An 18182-nucleotide genomic window follows, 5' to 3' on the forward strand; every position below is an offset into this window, starting at 1 on the left:
TCAATCCGATCGCGATGGAAGAAGGTCTGCGCTTCGCTATCCGCGAAGGTGGCCGTACCGTCGGCGCAGGTGTGGTTGCCAAGATTCTCGAGTAACGCCAGATAGTTCTCGGTAATCTGTAGTTTCGGGGTTGGCGGCGTCGTCAACCCCAAATGGTTTAGGGGTATAGCTCAACTGGCAGAGCGTCGGTCTCCAAAACCGAAGGTTGGGGGTTCGATTCCCTCTGCCCCTGCCAACTCTCGCGTCAAATGCGACGCTTCGTTAAGGTGTTATGGCGAATCCTTCCGTCGAAACTGTAAATACATCCGGCGACAAGCTGATGCTCGTCGCGGGCGTATTGCTAGTCTTGGCCGGGTTCGTGGGGTTCTTCTGGCTCAACGGCCAGGAATGGTACGTCCGCGGAGCTGCCTTGGCTGTTGGTGCAATCGCGGGTGTTGCAGTCGGTCTTCTCTCCGCGCCTGGCAAGGGTTTCATCGCTTTCGCCAAAGACTCGTACAAGGAAGTCCGTAAGGTTGTCTGGCCGACTCGCAAAGAGGCCACCCAGACGACACTAGTAGTGTTCGGCTTCGTGTTCGTGATGGCGATCTTTCTTTGGATTAGCGATAAATCCATCGAATGGGCGATTTTCTCGGTGATTCTGGGTTGGAAATGATATGAGCGATACTCCGGCATCTCCGAGCGGCAAACGTTGGTACGTCGTGCACGCCTACTCCGGTATGGAGAAGAGCGTGCAACGTGCGCTTCAGGAGCGCATTGAACGCGCCGGCATGCAAGACCAGTTTGGTCAAATCCTCGTTCCGACTGAAGAGGTGGTCGAGGTGAAAGGCGGTCACAAGTCGGTGACCGAACGTCGTTTCTTCCCCGGTTACGTGCTGGTCGAAATGGAAATGACGGATGAGACGTGGCACCTCGTGAAGAACACGGCGAAGGTCACGGGCTTCGTAGGCGGTGCGCGTAATCGCCCGAGCCCGATTTCTCCGCGCGAAGTCGAGAAGATCATGTCGCAGATGCAGGAAGGCGTGGAGAAGCCGCGTCCGAAAACTCTGTTCGAAGTGGGCGAGATGGTGCGCGTGAAAGACGGTCCTTTCACCGATTTCAACGGCAGCGTCGAGGAAGTGAACTATGAAAAGTCGCGCGTCCGTGTTTCGGTTACGATCTTCGGCCGCGCCACGCCGGTCGAGCTGGAATTCGGCCAAGTCGAGAAGTTGTAATCGAGATTCTACGCAGCGCGCTATCGGCGCGTTTCGTACTTCGCGCTTACGGTCCGCGTAATGGCCGTTGAGGAGCGTCAGTAACCAGTCTGTGGTGAACGCGCGCTACTACTCACTGAACGTTCGCTCGCAAGGTGACGTTCCAAAGAGGTTTTCAACATGGCAAAGAAAATCATCGGCTTTATCAAGCTGCAGATTCCTGCAGGTAAGGCCAATCCGTCGCCGCCGGTCGGTCCGGCACTGGGCCAACGCGGCCTGAACATCATGGAGTTCTGCAAGGCGTTCAACGCGCAGACTCAAGCATTGGAGCCGGGTCTGCCGATTCCGGTCGTGATCACTGCGTTTGCTGACAAGAGCTTCACGTTCGTCCTGAAGACGCCGCCGGCAACGGTTTTGATCAAGAAGGCAGCGAAGATCGACAAGGGTTCGAGCAAGCCGCACACCGATAAGGTCGGCAAGATCACCCGCGCGCAAGCTGAAGACATCGCCAAGACCAAGATGCCCGATTTGACGGCAGCTGATCTGGACGCAGCGGTTCGTACGATCGCTGGTAGCGCCCGCTCGATGGGCATCACCGTGGAGGGCGTGTAAATGGCTAAGCTTTCTAAGCGTCTGCAGGCATTTGCAGCAAAGGTCGATCGTCAGAAGTTGTACCCGATCGACGATGCGTTGTCGCTCGTTAAGGAATGCGCAAGCGCAAAGTTCGACGAGTCGATCGACGTCGCAGTGCAACTCGGCATCGACGCCAAGAAGTCGGACCAGGTAGTTCGCGGTTCGGTCGTGCTGCCAGCAGGAACTGGCAAGTCGGTTCGCGTCGCGGTTTTCGCGCAGGGCGAAAAGGCTGAGCAGGCTCGTGCAGCCGGCGCAGAAGTCGTCGGTATGGAGGACTTGGCTGAACAGGTCAAGGCTGGCAATCTGGACTTCGACATCGTGATCGCTTCGCCGGACACGATGCGCGTCGTCGGTACACTGGGTCAGATCCTCGGCCCGCGCGGCCTCATGCCGAACCCGAAGGTCGGCACGGTCACGCCGGACGTCGCAACGGCAGTGAAGAACGCCAAGGCTGGTCAGGTGCAATTCCGTGTCGATAAGGCCGGTATCATTCACGCAACGATCGGTCGTGCTTCGTTCGAGCCGACGGCTCTGCGTAGCAACCTGAGCGCTCTCATCGAGGCTCTGCAAAAGGCTAAGCCGGCTACGAGCAAGGGTGTTTACCTGCGCAAGGTTGCGCTGTCGAGCACGATGGGTGTCGGCGTGCGCGTCGATCAGGCATCGCTCGCGGCACAGTAAGTAATTCATCGCCTCGGTGCAAATCGGGGCGGTTTATGGGCTTTGGGCGGTTGCGAGGTGGCAGTAGTTGCCGTCGCGCAACCGGTTGTCAAAGACCGTTGGTGGGTACGCAGCAGGTAGGCGGCCCCTTAATGCAAGCCAACGCAGATGGCGAACCCGAAAAGGTTTTGTAGTGATGAAACCACTGGACGTCCGCAGCAATGTGGGTGTCGAGCGGTCGAAATACTCCTGACTGGTCGGACGCCGTTATTGAATGCGGTACGCAAGGCGCACGCCGCGTGTATCGAATCTGGAGGTTAACCGTGCCACTCAACAAAGAAAGCAAGCAGGCCGTCGTCGCTGAGGTTGCCGCGCAAGTCGCGAAAGCCCAGACCGTGGTTCTGGCTGAGTATCGTGGAATCGCGGTTGGCGATCTGACCAAGCTGCGCGCGAAAGCGCGTGAGCAACAGGTTTACCTTCGCGTGTTGAAAAACACGCTGGCGCGTCGCGCTGTCGAAGGTACCCCGTTTGCTCCGCTGGCAGAGCAGATGACTGGCCCCCTGATCTACGGCATCTCGGAAGATGCAATTGCTGCTGCCAAGGTCGTCAACGACTTCGGCAAAACCAATGACAAGTTGATCATCAAGGCTGGTTCATACGAAGGCAAGGTGATGGACAAGGCCGGCGTACAAGCCCTGGCAAACATCCCGAGCCGCGAAGAACTGCTCTCCAAGCTGTTGTACGTTATGCAAGCACCTGTTTCCGGCTTTGCGCGCGCTCTGGCCGCGCTGGCAGAAAAGAAACAAGGCGAAGAAACCGCTGCGTAACGCACTTCAGTCGAGCGTGATTGATCGCTGGCTGTATCCGAATTCAATTTAGGAGTATTTCAAATGGCAATCGCAAAAGATGACATCCTCGAAGCAGTAAGCTCGATGTCGGTTCTGGAACTGAACGAGCTGGTCAAGGCGTTCGAAGAAAAGTTTGGCGTGTCGGCAGCTGCTGTCGCAGTGGCAGGCCCTGCAGGCGGCGGCGCTGCTGCTGCTGCTGAAGAGCAAACCGAATTCACGGTCAACCTGACGGAAGTCGGCGCGAACAAGGTTTCGGTCATTAAGGCTGTTCGCGAACTGACGGGTCTCGGCCTGAAGGAAGCGAAGGACTTGGTCGACGGTGCACCGAAGCCTGTGAAGGAAGCGGTACCGAAGGCTGCTGCTGAAGAAGCCAAGAAGAAGCTGGAAGAAGCCGGCGCGAAGGCTGAAATCAAGTAAGTTTCAGCGCGCTGTGCGAAGGCTGGCGGTTTTCCACCGCCGGCCTTTTTGTGCTTTGTGGGGGACGCGTTTTTGCATCGCTGTATGGCAAAAACTCGACTCCCAGAGGCCAAAGAAAACCGCCTATCGGCAACATTGACCGGCGCTTCTCTTTGTCTTCTGAAGCGACTGCAGAAGGCAAGTTTGGTCGGGTAGCGGGCAACATAGGCATCCGCTGCCGTCAGCCAGCGGTTGGTAGCGGCCAACCACCAAGCTTCTAGGCTCGTTCAAGCCATCGGACGGCCATCGGGTCTCAGTCGGTGAACACTCGGGTTGTCTCATCAAGGTATCCTGCCTCGACAACAATGCCCGCCGTGATTCGGAGATCGTATGCAATATTCCTTCACCGAGAAGAAGCGTATTCGCAAGAGTTTTGCGAAGCGCCCCATCGTTCACCAAGTACCTTTTCTGCTGGCTACCCAGCTTGAATCATTCAGCACGTTTCTGCAAGCAGACACGTCTTCCACGCAACGCAAGCCGGAAGGCCTGCAAGCGGCGTTTACCTCCGTTTTCCCGATCGTTTCGCACAACGGCTTTGCGCGTCTCGAGTTCGTCAGCTACATGCTGTCGCCGCCAGCATTCAACATCAAGGAATGTCAGCAGCGCGGTTTGACGTACTGCTCGGCCCTGCGCGCGAAAGTGCGCCTCGTGCTGCTCGACAAGGAATCGCCGAGCAAGCCGGTCGTCAAGGAAGTGAAGGAACAGGAAGTGTACATGGGCGAAATTCCGCTCATGACGCCGACGGGTTCGTTCGTCATCAACGGCACGGAACGTGTGATCGTTTCGCAGCTGCACCGTTCGCCTGGCGTGTTCTTCGAACACGACAAGGGTAAGACGCACAGCTCGGGCAAGCTCCTGTTTTCGGCACGTATCATTCCTTACCGCGGTTCGTGGCTCGATTTCGAGTTCGACCCGAAGGATGTGCTGTACTTCCGCGTCGACCGTCGCCGCAAGATGCCGGTCACGATCCTGCTGAAGGCAATCGGCCTCACGCCGGAACAGATCCTCGCAAACTTCTTCGTATTCGATAACTTCACGCTGATGCCGGAAGGCGCGCAGATGGAGTTCGTGCCGGAGCGTCTGCGTGGCGAAGTCGCGCGTTTCGACATCACGGATCGCGATGGCAACGTGATTGTCCAGAAGGACAAGCGGATCAACGCGAAGCATATTCGCGATCTGGACAACGCCAAGACCAAGTTCATTTCTGTCCCTGAAGACTATCTGCTCGGCCGCGTGCTGGCGAAGAACGTTGTCGACGGCGACACCGGTGAGGTCATCGCTAACGCGAACGACGAAATCACCGAGACCGTCCTCGAGAAGCTGCGCGAATCGAAGATCAAAGACATCCAGACGCTCTACACGAACGATCTGGATCAAGGCCCGTACATCTCGTCGACGCTGCGTATCGACGAAACCGCGGACAAGATGGCCGCTCGCATCGCGATCTACCGCATGATGCGTCCGGGTGAACCGCCGACAGAAGAAGCGGTCGAGGCGCTGTTCAACCGCCTGTTCTACAGCGAAGACGCATACGACCTGTCCAAGGTGGGCCGTATGAAGTTCAATCGTCGCGTGGGCCGCGACGAGATCATCGGACCGATGACGCTGCAAGACGACGACATCCTCGCCACGATCAAGATCCTGGTCGAGCTGCGTAACGGCAAGGGCGAAGTCGACGATATCGACCACTTGGGCAATCGCCGCGTGCGTTGCGTCGGCGAACTGGCGGAAAACCAGTTCCGTGCCGGTCTCGTGCGTGTCGAACGTGCAGTGAAGGAACGCCTCGGCCAGGCCGAAAGCGAAAACCTGATGCCGCACGACCTGATCAACTCGAAGCCGATTTCGTCGGCGATTCGCGAGTTCTTCGGTTCGTCGCAGCTGTCGCAGTTCATGGACCAAACGAACCCGCTGTCGGAAATCACCCACAAGCGCCGTGTCTCGGCACTTGGCCCGGGCGGTTTGACGCGTGAGCGCGCAGGCTTTGAAGTTCGCGACGTGCACCCGACGCACTATGGTCGCGTTTGCCCGATTGAAACGCCTGAAGGTCCGAACATCGGCCTGATCAACTCGCTCGCTCTTTACGCGCACCTGAACGAATACGGCTTCCTCGAAACGCCGTATCGCAAGGTCGTGGACGGCAAGGTGACCGACCAGATCGATTACCTGTCGGCGATCGAAGAAGGCCGTTACGTGATCGCTCAGGCGAACGCGGCCGTGGCTGAAGACGGCACGCTGACCGACGAACTGGTTTCGTCGCGTGAAGCAGGCGAGACGCTGATGGTTACGCCGGACCGTATCCAGTACATGGACGTGGCGCCGTCGCAGATCGTTTCGGTGGCTGCGTCGCTGATTCCGTTCCTCGAGCACGACGACGCGAACCGCGCGTTGATGGGTTCGAACATGCAGCGTCAGGCTGTGCCGTGTCTGCGTCCTGAAAAGGCCGTGGTCGGTACGGGTATCGAACGCACGGTGGCAGTCGACTCCGGTACGACGGTTCAGGCATTCCGCGGCGGTGTGGTCGATTACGTCGACGCCGGCCGTATGGTGATTCGCGTGAACGACGACGAAGCCGTTGCTGGCGACGTCGGCGTGGACATCTACAACCTGATCAAGTACACGCGTTCGAACCAGAACACGAACATCAACCAGCGCCCGATCGTAAAGGTCGGCGACATCGTGTCGCGTGGCGACGTGCTGGCTGACGGCGCATCGACCGACCTCGGCGAACTGGCTCTCGGCCAGAACATGCTGGTCGCGTTCATGCCGTGGAACGGCTACAACTTCGAAGACTCGATTTTGATCTCGGAGAAAGTGGTTGCCGATGACCGTTACACGTCGATCCACATCGAAGAACTGAACGTCGTAGCTCGCGATACGAAGCTCGGACCGGAAGAAATCACGCGCGACATCTCGAACCTGGCTGAAGTGCAACTCGGCCGTCTCGACGAGTCGGGCATCGTCTACATCGGTGCGGAAGTCGAAGCGGGCGACGTGCTGGTCGGCAAGGTCACGCCGAAGGGCGAAACCCAGCTGACGCCGGAAGAAAAGCTGCTGCGCGCGATCTTCGGTGAAAAGGCTTCGGACGTGAAGGACACGTCGCTGCGCGTGCCGTCGGGCATGAGCGGCACGGTGATCGACGTCCAGGTGTTCACGCGTGAAGGCATTCAGCGCGACAAACGCGCGCAACAGATCATCGACGATGAACTGAAGCGCTATCGCCTCGACCTGAACGACCAGCTGCGTATCGTTGAAGGCGACGCGTTCCAGCGTCTCGCACGTATGTTGACCGGTAAGGTCGCGAACGGCGGTCCGAAGAAGCTCGCGAAGGGCACCAAGATCGAGCAGGCTTACCTGGAAGATCTGGATCACTACCACTGGTTCGACATCCGCCTCGCGGACGAAGAAGCAGCGGCACAGCTCGAAGCTATCAAGGACTCGATCGAACAGAAGCGTCACCAGTTCGATCTCGCGTTCGAAGAAAAGCGCAAGAAGCTCACGCAAGGCGACGAACTGCCGCCGGGCGTGCTGAAGATGGTCAAGGTGTATCTGGCAGTCAAGCGCCGTCTGCAACCTGGCGACAAGATGGCCGGCCGTCACGGTAACAAGGGTGTCGTGTCGAAGATCGTTCCGATCGAAGACATGCCGTACATGGCCGACGGCCGTCCGGCTGACGTCGTTCTGAACCCGCTCGGCGTGCCGTCGCGGATGAACGTGGGTCAGGTCCTCGAAGTGCATCTGGGTTGGGCCGCGAAGGGTCTCGGCTGGCGTATCGGCGAAATGCTGCAGCGTCAGGCAAAGATCGCTGAACTGCGCGAATTCCTGACCAAGATCTACAACGAGTCGGGCCGTGCTGAAGAGCTCGACAGCTTCACCGACGATGAAATCGTCGAACTGGCGAAGAACCTGCGCGAAGGCGTGCCGTTCGCAACGCCGGTGTTCGACGGTGCGACCGAAGAAGAAATGTCGCGCGCGCTGGATCTGGCATTCCCGGACGACATCGCGAAGAACCTCGGCATGACGCCGTCGAAGAATCAGGTCCGTCTGTACGACGGCCGCACGGGCGAAATGTTCGAACGTACGGTGACGGTTGGCTACATGCACTACCTGAAACTGCACCACCTGGTCGACGACAAGATGCACGCGCGTTCCACGGGCCCGTACTCGCTCGTCACGCAGCAGCCGTTGGGCGGTAAGGCGCAGTTCGGTGGCCAGCGTTTCGGTGAAATGGAAGTGTGGGCGCTCGAAGCGTACGGCGCATCGTACGTGCTGCAGGAAATGCTGACGGTGAAGTCGGACGACGTGACGGGCCGGACCAAGGTGTACGAGAACCTGGTCAAGGGCGATCACGTGATCGATGCAGGCATGCCGGAGTCCTTCAACGTGTTGGTGAAGGAAATCCGCTCGCTCGGTATCGATATCGACCTCGACCGCAACTAATCGGACTACTGGAGAGAAGCGATGAAAGCTTTGCTCGATCTATTCAAGCAAGTCCAACAACCTGAAGTTTTTGACGCGATCAAGATCGGTCTGGCCTCGCCGGACAAGATCCGTTCGTGGTCGTTCGGTGAAGTGAAGAAGCCGGAAACCATCAACTACCGGACGTTCAAGCCGGAACGCGATGGTTTGTTCTGCGCGAAGATTTTCGGGCCGATCAAAGACTACGAATGCCTTTGCGGCAAGTACAAACGCCTGAAGCACCGTGGCGTGATCTGCGAGAAGTGCGGCGTCGAAGTGACGCTCGCCAAGGTGCGTCGCGAACGGATGGGCCACATTGAACTGGCCTCGCCGGTCGCTCACATCTGGTTCCTGAAGTCGCTGCCGTCGCGTCTGGGCATGGTGCTCGACATGACGCTGCGCGACATCGAACGCGTGCTGTACTTCGAAGCATATGTGGTGATCGATCCGGGCATGACGCCGCTGAAAGCGCGGCAGATCATGACCGAAGAGGATTACTACAACAAGGTCGAAGAATACGGTGACGAATTCCGTGCCGAGATGGGCGCGGAAGGCGTTCGCGAACTGCTGCGCGCGATTAACATCGACGAACAGGTCGAGATGCTGCGCACCGAACTCAAGAACACGGGTTCGGAAGCGAAGATCAAGAAGTACGCGAAGCGCCTGAAGGTGCTCGAGGCTTTCCAGCGTTCGGGCATCAAGCCTGACTGGATGGTGCTCGAAGTGCTGCCGGTGCTGCCGCCGGAACTGCGTCCGCTGGTGCCGCTCGATGGCGGCCGTTTCGCGACGTCGGACCTGAACGACCTGTATCGCCGCGTGATCAACCGTAACAACCGGTTGAAGCGTCTGCTCGAACTGAAGGCGCCTGAAATCATCGTCCGCAACGAAAAGCGGATGCTGCAGGAAGCCGTCGATTCGCTGCTCGACAACGGCCGTCGCGGTAAGGCAATGACCGGCGCGAACAAGCGTCCGCTGAAGTCGCTCGCCGACATGATCAAGGGTAAGGGCGGTCGTTTCCGTCAGAACTTGCTCGGGAAGCGCGTTGACTATTCGGGCCGTTCGGTGATCGTGGTCGGCCCGACGCTCAAGCTGCATCAGTGCGGTCTGCCGAAGCTGATGGCGCTCGAACTGTTCAAGCCGTTCATCTTCAACAAGCTTGAAGTGATGGGTGTGGCTACCACCATCAAGGCTGCAAAGAAGGAAGTCGAGAACCAGACGCCGGTGGTGTGGGACATCCTCGAAGAGGTGATCCGCGAACATCCGGTCATGCTGAACCGCGCGCCGACGCTGCACCGTCTTGGCATTCAGGCTTTCGAGCCGGTGCTGATCGAAGGTAAGGCAATCCAGCTGCACCCGCTCGTTTGCGCGGCGTTCAACGCCGACTTCGACGGTGACCAGATGGCTGTTCACGTGCCGCTGTCGCTCGAAGCGCAGATGGAAGCGCGCACGCTGATGCTGGCGTCGAACAACGTTCTGTTCCCGGCTAACGGCGATCCGTCGATCGTGCCGTCGCAGGATATCGTGCTCGGTCTGTACTACGCGACCCGTGAAGCAGTGAACGCGAAGGGCGAAGGCCTGACGTTCACAGGCGTTTCGGAAGCGCTGCGTGCATACGAAAACAAGGAAGTCGAGCTTGCCTCGCGCGTCAACGTGCGGATCACTGAAATGGTCCACAACGAAGACAAGTCGGAAGGCGCGCCGGCGTTCGTGCCGAAGATCACGCTGTACCCGACGACCGTCGGCCGCGCAATCCTGTCGGAAATTCTCCCGCCGGGCCTGCCGTTCTCGGTGCTGAACAAGCCGCTGAAGAAGAAGGAAATTTCGCGTCTCATCAACACCGCATTCCGCAAGTGCGGTCTGCGCGAAACGGTGATTTTCGCCGACCAGTTGATGCAGTCGGGCTTCCGTCTGGCAACGCGCGCTGGTATCTCGATCTGCGTCGACGACATGCTCGTGCCGCCGCAGAAGGAAACCATCGTCGGCGACGCCGCGAAGAAGGTGAAGGAATACGACCGCCAGTACATGTCGGGTCTCGTCACGTCGCAAGAGCGCTACAACAACGTGGTCGACATCTGGTCGGCAACGTCGGAAGCGGTCGGCAAGGCGATGATGGAGCAACTCTCCACGGAGCCGGTGGTCGATCGCGACGGCAAGGAAACCCGCCAGGAATCGTTCAACTCCATCTACATGATGGCGGACTCGGGTGCTCGTGGTTCTGCAGTTCAGATTCGTCAGCTGGCCGGTATGCGTGGCCTGATGGCGAAGCCGGACGGCTCGATCATCGAGACGCCGATTACGGCGAACTTCCGCGAAGGTCTGAACGTGTTGCAGTACTTCATCTCGACCCACGGCGCACGTAAGGGTCTGGCTGATACGGCACTGAAGACGGCAAACTCGGGGTACCTGACGCGACGTCTGGTCGACGTGACGCAGGATCTGGTGGTGGTCGAGGACGATTGCGGTACGTCCAACGGCGTCGCCATGAAAGCGTTGGTCGAAGGCGGTGAAGTCGTCGAAGCACTGCGTGACCGTATCCTCGGTCGCGTGGCGGTGGCTGACGTCGTCAATCCGGAATCGCAGGAAACGCTGTACGAATCGGGCAGTCTGCTCGACGAAGACGCGGTCGAAGAAATCGAACGCCTCGGCATCGACGAAGTGCGCGTGCGTACGCCGCTTACCTGTGAAACGCGTTACGGTCTGTGTGCAGCCTGCTACGGTCGCGACTTGGGCCGCGGCTCACTGGTCAACGTCGGTGAGGCAGTCGGTGTGATCGCTGCTCAGTCGATCGGTGAACCGGGCACGCAGCTCACCATGCGCACGTTCCACATCGGCGGTGCCGCATCGCGCGCGGCAGTGGCTTCGTCGGTTGAAGCCAAGTCGAACGGTACGGTGCGTTTCACGTCGACGATGCGTTACGTCACCAACGCGAAGGGCGAGCAGATCGTCATCTCGCGTTCGGGCGAAGCAATGATCACCGACGACCACGGTCGCGAGCGCGAACGTCACAAGGTGCCGTACGGCGCGACGCTGTTGCAACTAGACGGCGCGCAGATCAAGGCCGGCACGCAACTCGCGACGTGGGACCCGATGACGCGTCCGATCATCACCGAGTACGGTGGTACGGTGAAGTTCGAGAACGTCGAAGAAGGCGTGACCGTCGCGAAGCAGATCGACGATGTGACGGGTCTTTCGACTCTGGTCGTGATCGACGTGAAGCGTCGCGGTTCGCAAGCGTCGAAGACCGTGCGTCCGCAGGTCAAGCTGCTCGATGCGAACGGCGAAGAAGTCAAGATCCCGAACACCGAGCACTCGGTGCAGATCGGCTTCCAGGTCGGCGCTCTGATCACCGTGAAGGACGGTCAGCAAGTGCAGGTCGGTGAAGTGCTCGCACGTATTCCGACTGAGTCGCAGAAGACGCGTGACATTACCGGCGGTCTGCCGCGTGTGGCGGAACTGTTCGAAGCACGTTCGCCGAAGGACGCGGGTATCCTCGCGGAAGTCACGGGTACGACGTCGTTCGGTAAGGACACGAAGGGCAAGCAGCGTCTCGTTATCACGGACCTCGAAGGCAACCAGCACGAGTTCCTGATCGCGAAGGAAAAGCAGGTTCTGGTGCACGATGGTCAGGTCGTCAACAAGGGCGAAATGATCGTGGACGGGCCGGCGGATCCGCACGACATCCTGCGTTTGCAGGGCGTCGAGGCGCTGTCGCGTTACATCGTGGACGAAGTGCAGGACGTGTACCGTCTGCAAGGCGTGAAGATCAACGACAAGCACATTGAAGTGATTGTTCGTCAGATGCTGCGCCGCGTGCAGATCACGGACAACGGCGATACGCGTTTCATCCCGGGCGAACAGGTGGAGCGGTCGGATATGCTCGACGAAAACGACCGTATGATCGCGGAAGACAAGCGTCCGGCAACGTACGAAAACGTCTTGCTCGGTATCACAAAGGCGTCCTTGTCGACCGATTCGTTCATCTCCGCGGCGTCGTTCCAGGAAACGACTCGTGTGCTGACCGAAGCGGCGATCATGGGCAAGCGCGACGATCTGCGTGGCCTGAAGGAAAACGTGATCGTTGGCCGTCTGATTCCGGCCGGTACGGGTCTCGCGTTCCACAAGGCGCGCAAGAGCAAGGAACTGTCCGACCGCGAGCGTTTCGATCAGATCGCAGCGGAAGAGTCGTTCGAGTTCGGTACACCGGAAACCCCGGCCGCCGAACAGCAACACTCAGGCGAGTAAGTCCTGGCGGCGTAAGCCGCTTGGGCTCACCAGCCAGCGAAGCCGCTCAGTTTCGACTGAGCGGCTTTTTTTATGCGCCGCTGCTTATTTGCGCGTTTTTGTCGACTCGTAGGCCGGATGGCTAACGTTGTCGTAAAGCGCGGCGCAGCACGAATGCGTTGGTAAAATTCGTGTCACCGGTCTTTGGCTGCTTCTCTCAAATTCATGTCCCGTCCGCTCGAAATCCTCAACGAAGTTTTTGGTTACCCCGCGTTCAGAGGACAGCAAGGCGACATCGTCGAGCACGTCGCCGGCGGCGGCGATTGTCTGGTGCTGATGCCGACGGGCGGCGGCAAATCGCTGTGCTATCAGATTCCGTCGCTGGTGCGCCGCGAAGGTGGCTTCGGCACGGGCATCGTCGTCTCGCCGTTGATTGCGCTGATGCAGGATCAGGTGGCGGCGCTCACAGAAGTCGGCGTGCGCGCGGCTTATCTCAACTCCACGCTTTCGAGCGCCGAAGCGATGGCGACCGAGCGCGCCTTACGCGACGGTGAGATCGATCTGCTTTATGTGGCGCCCGAGCGTTTGATGACGCCCCGGTTTCAGGAGCTACTGGAGCGTACGCGCATCGGACTCTTCGCGATAGATGAAGCGCATTGCGTGTCGCAATGGGGGCACGATTTCCGGCCCGAATATATTCAGCTGTCGGTGCTGCACGAGCGCTTCCCGAACGTGCCGCGCATCGCGCTGACGGCCACCGCGGACGCAATCACGCGCGACGAAATCGTCCACCGCCTGGCCTTGGACGACGCGCGCATTTTCGTCTCGAGCTTCGACCGGCCAAACATCCGTTATCGCATCGTCGAAAAGGACAATGCGCGCACCCAGTTGCTCGACTTCATCCGCGCCGAACACACGCGCGCCGATGGTACGACCGACGCAGGCGTGGTCTATTGCCTGTCGCGGCGCAAAGTCGAAGAAACGGCCGAATGGCTGAAGGAAAAGGGTATGCGCGCGTTGCCGTATCACGCGGGCATGGAATTCGAGACACGCCAGAAACATCAGGAGATGTTCCAGCGCGAGGAAGGCATCGTGATGTGCGCGACGATCGCGTTCGGTATGGGCATCGACAAGCCGGATGTGCGTTTTGTTGCTCACCTCGATCTGCCGAAAAGCGTCGAAGGGTATTACCAGGAAACGGGCCGGGCGGGTCGCGACGGTATGCCGGCCAACGCATGGATGGCGTACGGCCTCGGCGACGTCGTGCAGCAGCGCAAGATGATCGACGAATCCGACGCGGACGACGCACATAAGCGCGTCCAGACCGGCAAGCTGGATGCGCTGCTCGGTCTGTGCGAAGCGGCGACGTGCCGGCGCGTGCGGCTCCTGGCGTACTTCGGTGAATCGAGCAAGCCTTGCGGTAACTGCGACAACTGTCTCGAACCACCCGACACGTGGGACGCGACGCGCGAGTCGCAGATGGCACTGTCGTGCGTGTTTCGCGCGCAACGGGCGAGCGGTTTTCACTTCGGCGCCGGTCATCTCATAGACATCCTGCGCGGCAATCGCAGCGAGAAGATCCTTCAGCGAGGTCATGAGAAGCTGACGACGTTCGGCATCGGCGCGGCGCTCGGCGAGCCGGAGTGGCGCGCGGTGTTTCGCCAGCTTGTGGCGTTCGGCTATCTGACGGTCGATCACGAAGGATTCGGCTCGCTGGTACTTACCGAGGCGAGTAAGCCTGTGCTGAAGGGCGAGCAGAACGTCACCATGCGTCGCTACGTGAAGCCCACCCGCACTCGCCAGTCGTCTGGCCGAACGAGTGAACGGGCAGATCCGACAATCGGCATGGGGCCGCGCGAACGCGCGCGCTGGGATCGATTGCGCGCATGGCGCACCGAAACCGCAAAGAGCGACGGCGTGCCCGCCTATGTGATTTTTCACGATGCGACGCTCGCGGAAATCGCCCGCAACGGTCCCGGTTCCATTGAGGATTTGCGCGGCATCCCAGGCATGGGCGCGCGCAAGCTCGACCGTTTCGGGGACGAATTGCTGGAGGTGGTCGCCGCTGACTAGCCGGCGCTTCTGACCGCCGAGGTGCGCAGGTCTGCGAAACATTGCAACCTATTGACTCCCTTAGTGTTTTCCGAATATCATGCTAGGTTCCGGTCTTTGGGATGCCTGCGCGCGGACTCCGTCCACGTGCTCGTGATCGAAGCTGGAAGTTCGATGCGCAATCGTTTCTGCTTTGCCCGGAAACAGATGCGTCGATTTTGTTCAATTTCAGGAATAGACAATGCCAACCATCAATCAACTGGTTCGCAAAGGCCGCGCGTCGGAAACGACGAAGAGCAAGAGCCCGGCCTTGCAGGACTGCCCCCAGCGTCGCGGCGTGTGCACCCGTGTGTACACCACGACGCCGAAGAAGCCGAACTCGGCACTTCGTAAGGTCGCGAAGGTGCGTCTCACGAACGGTTTCGAAGTGATTTCGTACATCGGTGGTGAAGGCCACAACCTGCAGGAACACTCGGTCGTGCTGATTCGCGGCGGCCGTGTGAAGGACTTGCCGGGTGTGCGTTACCACATGGTTCGCGGCTCGCTGGATACCCAGGGCGTCAAGGATCGTAAGCAGGCTCGCTCGAAGTACGGTGCCAAGCGCGCTAAGGCCGGCAAGTAATCAGCCGGTTAGCAGTTCAGGTCGCCTGCAAAGGCGGTAATAGCGGTGGTGCCGGAATCGCCGGTGCTGTCGAGTAAGTGGTCACCCGACCAGGCTGGTAAGTCGTTAGAGATGAATCGGGTTAGTTGGTGGCCGCGGGGCTGAAACAGCTCCAACTGAAAAGTCAAAGGAAGAAACATGCCGCGTCGTCGCGAAGTCCCCAAGCGGGAAGTGTTGCCGGATCCGAAGTTCGGTAACGTTGATGTAGCTAAGTTCATGAACGTGCTGATGCTCTCCGGCAAGAAGTCGGTTGCCGAGCGCATTGTGTACGGCGCTTTCGAACAGATCCAGACCAAGGGTGGCAAGGACCCGCTGGAAGTGTTCACGGTAGCGCTCAACAACGTCAAGCCGGTGGTCGAAGTCAAGAGCCGCCGCGTTGGTGGTGCGAATTATCAGGTTCCGGTCGAAGTGCGCCCGTCGCGTCGTATGGCATTGGCGATGCGTTGGCTGCGTGAAGCCGCGAAGAAGCGCAGCGAGAAGTCGATGGCTCTGCGTCTGGCAGGTGAACTTTCCGAAGCGGCCGAAGGCCGTGGCGGCGCAATGAAGAAGCGCGACGAAGTTCACCGGATGGCAGAGGCCAACAAGGCGTTCTCGCATTTCCGTTTCTAAGCTGCCGGAATCCCGGTTAGCAGACAAAAGCGGAAAGAAATTCCGGGCGGGTGCGCTTGCAAAGCGCCTCGCCCGTTTGTGTTACAGCGCGATGGGTATTTTCTCGCATCGCGTCATCCCCATAGAGGATCAAAGTGGCTCGCAAGACACCTATCGAGCGCTACCGTAACATCGGTATTAGCGCTCACATCGACGCCGGCAAGACGACGACGACCGAGCGCATCCTGTTCTATACCGGCGTGAACCACAAGATCGGTGAAGTTCACGACGGCGCTGCCACCATGGACTGGATGGAGCAGGAGCAGGAACGCGGCATCACGATTACGTCGGCTGCTACGACGGCGTTCTGGAAAGGCATGGCCGGCGACCGCGCTGAGCACCGCATCAACATCATCGACACCCCGGGTCACGTCGACTTCACGATTGAAGTTGAGCGCTCGATGCGCGTGCTCGACGGCGCGTGCATGGTGTACTGCGCTGTGGGCGGCGTGCAGCCGCAGTCGGAAACCGTGTGGCGTCAGGCTAACAAGTACAAGGTTCCCCGTCTCGCGTTCATCAACAAGATGGACCGTACCGGCGCGAACTTCTTCAAGGTTTACGACCAGCTCAAGCTGCGTCTGAAGGCAAACCCGGTTCCGGTCGTGGTGCCTATCGGCGCGGAAGAGAACTTCACGGGCGTCGTCGATCTGATGAAGATGAAGGCGATCATTTGGGACGAGGCGTCCCAAGGCACCAAGTTCTCGTACGAAGAAATTCCGGCTGAACTCTCCGACACGTGCAATGAATGGCGCGAAAAGATGGTCGAAGCGGCGGCTGAATCGAGCGAAGACCTGATGAACAAGTACCTCGAGTCGGGCGAACTGACGGAAGAGGAAATCATCAAGGGTCTGCGCGACCGTACGATCGCTTGCGAAATCCAGCCGATGCTGTGCGGCACCGCGTTCAAGAACAAGGGCGTGCAACGCATGCTGGACGCCGTGCTCGATTTCCTGCCGTCGCCGATCGACATCCCGCCGGTTACCGGCGAGCTGGAAAACGGTGAGCAAGGCGAGCGCCGCGCTGCTGACGACGAAAAGTTCTCGGCACTGGCATTCAAGATCATGACCGATCCGTTCGTCGGCCAGTTGATCTTCTTCCGCGTGTACTCGGGCGTCGTGAATTCGGGCGACACGGTGCTGAACGCGACCAAGGACAAGAAAGAACGTCTGGGTCGTATTCTGCAGATGCACGCGAACCAGCGCGAAGAAATCAAGGAAGTCCGCGCGGGCGACATCGCTGCTGCGGTCGGCCTGAAGGACGCGACGACCGGCGATACGCTGTGCGATCCGCAAAACCCGATCGTGCTCGAGCGCATGATTTTCCCGGAGCCGGTGATTTCGCAGGCTGTTGAGCCGAAGACGAAGCCTGACCAGGAAAAGATGGGTCTGGCGCTGAACCGTCTGGCACAGGAAGATCCGTCGTTCCGCGTTCAAACGGACGAAGAATCGGGCCAAACCATTATTTCGGGCATGGGCGAGCTCCACCTGGAAATTCTGGTGGACCGTATGAAGCGCGAATTCGGCGTGGAAGCGACCGTCGGCAAGCCGCAGGTTGCTTACCGTGAAACGATTCGCGGCAAGGCGGAAGACGTTGACGGCAAGTTCGTCAAGCAGTCAGGTGGTCGCGGCCAGTACGGTCACGCGGTCATCACGCTCGAGCCGAATGAGCAAGGCAAGGGCTACGAGTTCCTCGACGAGATCAAGGGCGGTGTGATTCCGCGCGAGTACATCCCGGCGGTGGACAAGGGTATCCAGGAAACGCTGAAGGCAGGCGTGCTGGCCGGCTTCCCGGTTGTCGACGTCAAGGTTCACCTGACGTTCGGTTCGTACCACGACGTTGACTCGAACGAAAATGCGTTCCGCATGGCCGGTTCGATGGCGTTCAAGGAAGCAATGCGCAAGGCTCAACCGGTCATCCTCGAACCGATGATGGCTGTGGAAGTCGAAACGCCGGAAGATTACATGGGCAACGTGATGGGCGACCTGTCGGGCCGTCGCGGTATCGTTCAGGGTATGGACGATATGGTCGGCGGCGGCAAGATTGTTCGCGCTGAAGTGCCGCTGTCCGAAATGTTCGGCTACTCGACGTCGCTGCGTTCGCTGACCCAAGGTCGCGCAACGTATACGATGGAGTTCAAGCACTACTCCGAAGCTCCGCGTAACGTGTCCGAAGCGATCATCAACGCGAAGTCGAAGTAATTGCGCGGCAAGTCATTCAACGATTAACTTTTTGAAAGAAGAGAAACATGGCTAAAGGTAAATTCGAACGGACCAAGCCGCACGTGAACGTCGGCACGATCGGTCACGTTGACCACGGCAAGACCACGCTGACGGCAGCGATCACGACGGTTCTGACGCAGAA

14 protein-coding genes and 1 tRNA gene are annotated in these 18182 nt (G+C 59.2%); all 15 read left to right on the top strand.

Annotated features, from left to right (window positions below; genetic code table 11):
• Nucleotides 1-95, top strand: a 95-nt coding sequence (locus F759_RS41730; RefSeq protein ID WP_024163108.1) for an EF-Tu C-terminal domain-related protein, incomplete at its 5' end; no start/stop codon positions are given.
• A 64-nt stretch (nucleotides 96-159) separates the two neighbouring features.
• A tRNA-Trp gene (locus F759_RS0133430) sits at nucleotides 160-235 on the top strand.
• Between the two features lie 36 nt (nucleotides 236-271).
• On the top strand, nucleotides 272-652 hold the full coding sequence (gene secE, locus F759_RS0133435) for a preprotein translocase subunit SecE (RefSeq protein ID WP_027803636.1): 381 nt from the start codon (nucleotides 272-274) through the stop codon (nucleotides 650-652).
• A gap of 1 nt (nucleotide 653) precedes the next feature.
• Nucleotides 654-1211 carry a transcription termination/antitermination protein NusG gene (nusG, locus tag F759_RS0133440; RefSeq protein WP_007180147.1) on the top strand — a complete coding sequence of 186 codons (558 nt, stop codon included), beginning with the start codon at nucleotides 654-656 and terminating at the stop codon, nucleotides 1209-1211.
• Between the two features lie 159 nt (nucleotides 1212-1370).
• The gene (gene rplK, locus F759_RS0133445) at nucleotides 1371-1802 is read left to right on the top strand and encodes a 50S ribosomal protein L11 (RefSeq protein WP_007180146.1); all 432 of its coding nucleotides are present in this window, start codon (nucleotides 1371-1373) and stop codon (nucleotides 1800-1802) included.
• Nucleotides 1803-2501: a 50S ribosomal protein L1 gene (gene rplA, locus F759_RS0133450; protein ID WP_027803637.1), complete on the top strand. Its 699-nt coding sequence runs from the start codon at nucleotides 1803-1805 to the stop codon at nucleotides 2499-2501.
• Between the two features lie 302 nt (nucleotides 2502-2803).
• The gene (rplJ, locus tag F759_RS0133455; protein ID WP_007180144.1) at nucleotides 2804-3307 is read left to right on the top strand and encodes a 50S ribosomal protein L10; all 504 of its coding nucleotides are present in this window, start codon (nucleotides 2804-2806) and stop codon (nucleotides 3305-3307) included.
• Between the two features lie 63 nt (nucleotides 3308-3370).
• Nucleotides 3371-3745, top strand: coding sequence for a 50S ribosomal protein L7/L12 (gene rplL, locus F759_RS0133460; protein WP_027803638.1), 375 nt, complete (start codon nucleotides 3371-3373; stop codon nucleotides 3743-3745).
• Nucleotides 3746-4114: 369 nt separating this feature from the next.
• Entirely contained in the window at nucleotides 4115-8221 is a 4107-nt protein-coding gene (gene rpoB / locus F759_RS0133465) for a DNA-directed RNA polymerase subunit beta (protein ID WP_027803639.1), read from the top strand.
• A gap of 21 nt (nucleotides 8222-8242) precedes the next feature.
• Nucleotides 8243-12481 carry a DNA-directed RNA polymerase subunit beta' gene (rpoC, locus tag F759_RS0133470; RefSeq protein ID WP_027803640.1) on the top strand — a complete coding sequence of 1413 codons (4239 nt, stop codon included), beginning with the start codon at nucleotides 8243-8245 and terminating at the stop codon, nucleotides 12479-12481.
• Between the two features lie 204 nt (nucleotides 12482-12685).
• Nucleotides 12686-14533: a DNA helicase RecQ gene (gene recQ / locus F759_RS0133475; RefSeq protein ID WP_027803641.1), complete on the top strand. Its 1848-nt coding sequence runs from the start codon at nucleotides 12686-12688 to the stop codon at nucleotides 14531-14533.
• Between the two features lie 220 nt (nucleotides 14534-14753).
• On the top strand, nucleotides 14754-15134 hold the full coding sequence (rpsL, locus tag F759_RS0133480) for a 30S ribosomal protein S12 (protein WP_006998493.1): 381 nt from the start codon (nucleotides 14754-14756) through the stop codon (nucleotides 15132-15134).
• Nucleotides 15135-15311: 177 nt separating this feature from the next.
• A complete protein-coding gene (gene rpsG, locus F759_RS0133490) occupies nucleotides 15312-15782 on the top strand; it encodes a 30S ribosomal protein S7 (protein WP_006053291.1) in 471 nt (156 codons plus the stop codon).
• A 134-nt stretch (nucleotides 15783-15916) separates the two neighbouring features.
• Nucleotides 15917-18019: an elongation factor G gene (fusA, locus tag F759_RS0133495; RefSeq protein WP_027803642.1), complete on the top strand. Its 2103-nt coding sequence runs from the start codon at nucleotides 15917-15919 to the stop codon at nucleotides 18017-18019.
• A 47-nt stretch (nucleotides 18020-18066) separates the two neighbouring features.
• Nucleotides 18067-18182 (top strand): GTP-binding protein (locus F759_RS39455; RefSeq protein ID WP_029972183.1); only part of this gene is annotated, 116 nt, incomplete at its 3' end.

The sequence above is a fragment of the Paraburkholderia dilworthii genome (assembly GCF_000472525.1).
Taxonomy (GTDB): Bacteria; Pseudomonadota; Gammaproteobacteria; order Burkholderiales; family Burkholderiaceae; genus Paraburkholderia; species Paraburkholderia dilworthii.

Excerpts from the sequence above, each read along its gene's own strand:
- secE (WP_027803636.1), top strand. The coding sequence starts at position 272 with ATGGCGAATCCTTCCGTCGAAACTGTAAATACATCCGGCGACAAGCTG.
- nusG (WP_007180147.1), top strand. The coding sequence starts at position 654 with ATGAGCGATACTCCGGCATCTCCGAGCGGCAAACGTTGGTACGTCGTG.
- rplK (WP_007180146.1), top strand. The coding sequence starts at position 1,371 with ATGGCAAAGAAAATCATCGGCTTTATCAAGCTGCAGATTCCTGCAGGT.
- rplA (WP_027803637.1), top strand. The coding sequence starts at position 1,803 with ATGGCTAAGCTTTCTAAGCGTCTGCAGGCATTTGCAGCAAAGGTCGAT.
- rplL (WP_027803638.1), top strand. The coding sequence starts at position 3,371 with ATGGCAATCGCAAAAGATGACATCCTCGAAGCAGTAAGCTCGATGTCG.
- rpoB (WP_027803639.1), top strand. The coding sequence starts at position 4,115 with ATGCAATATTCCTTCACCGAGAAGAAGCGTATTCGCAAGAGTTTTGCG.
- rpoC (WP_027803640.1), top strand. The coding sequence starts at position 8,243 with ATGAAAGCTTTGCTCGATCTATTCAAGCAAGTCCAACAACCTGAAGTT.
- recQ (WP_027803641.1), top strand. The coding sequence starts at position 12,686 with ATGTCCCGTCCGCTCGAAATCCTCAACGAAGTTTTTGGTTACCCCGCG.
- rpsL (WP_006998493.1), top strand. The coding sequence starts at position 14,754 with ATGCCAACCATCAATCAACTGGTTCGCAAAGGCCGCGCGTCGGAAACG.
- rpsG (WP_006053291.1), top strand. The coding sequence starts at position 15,312 with ATGCCGCGTCGTCGCGAAGTCCCCAAGCGGGAAGTGTTGCCGGATCCG.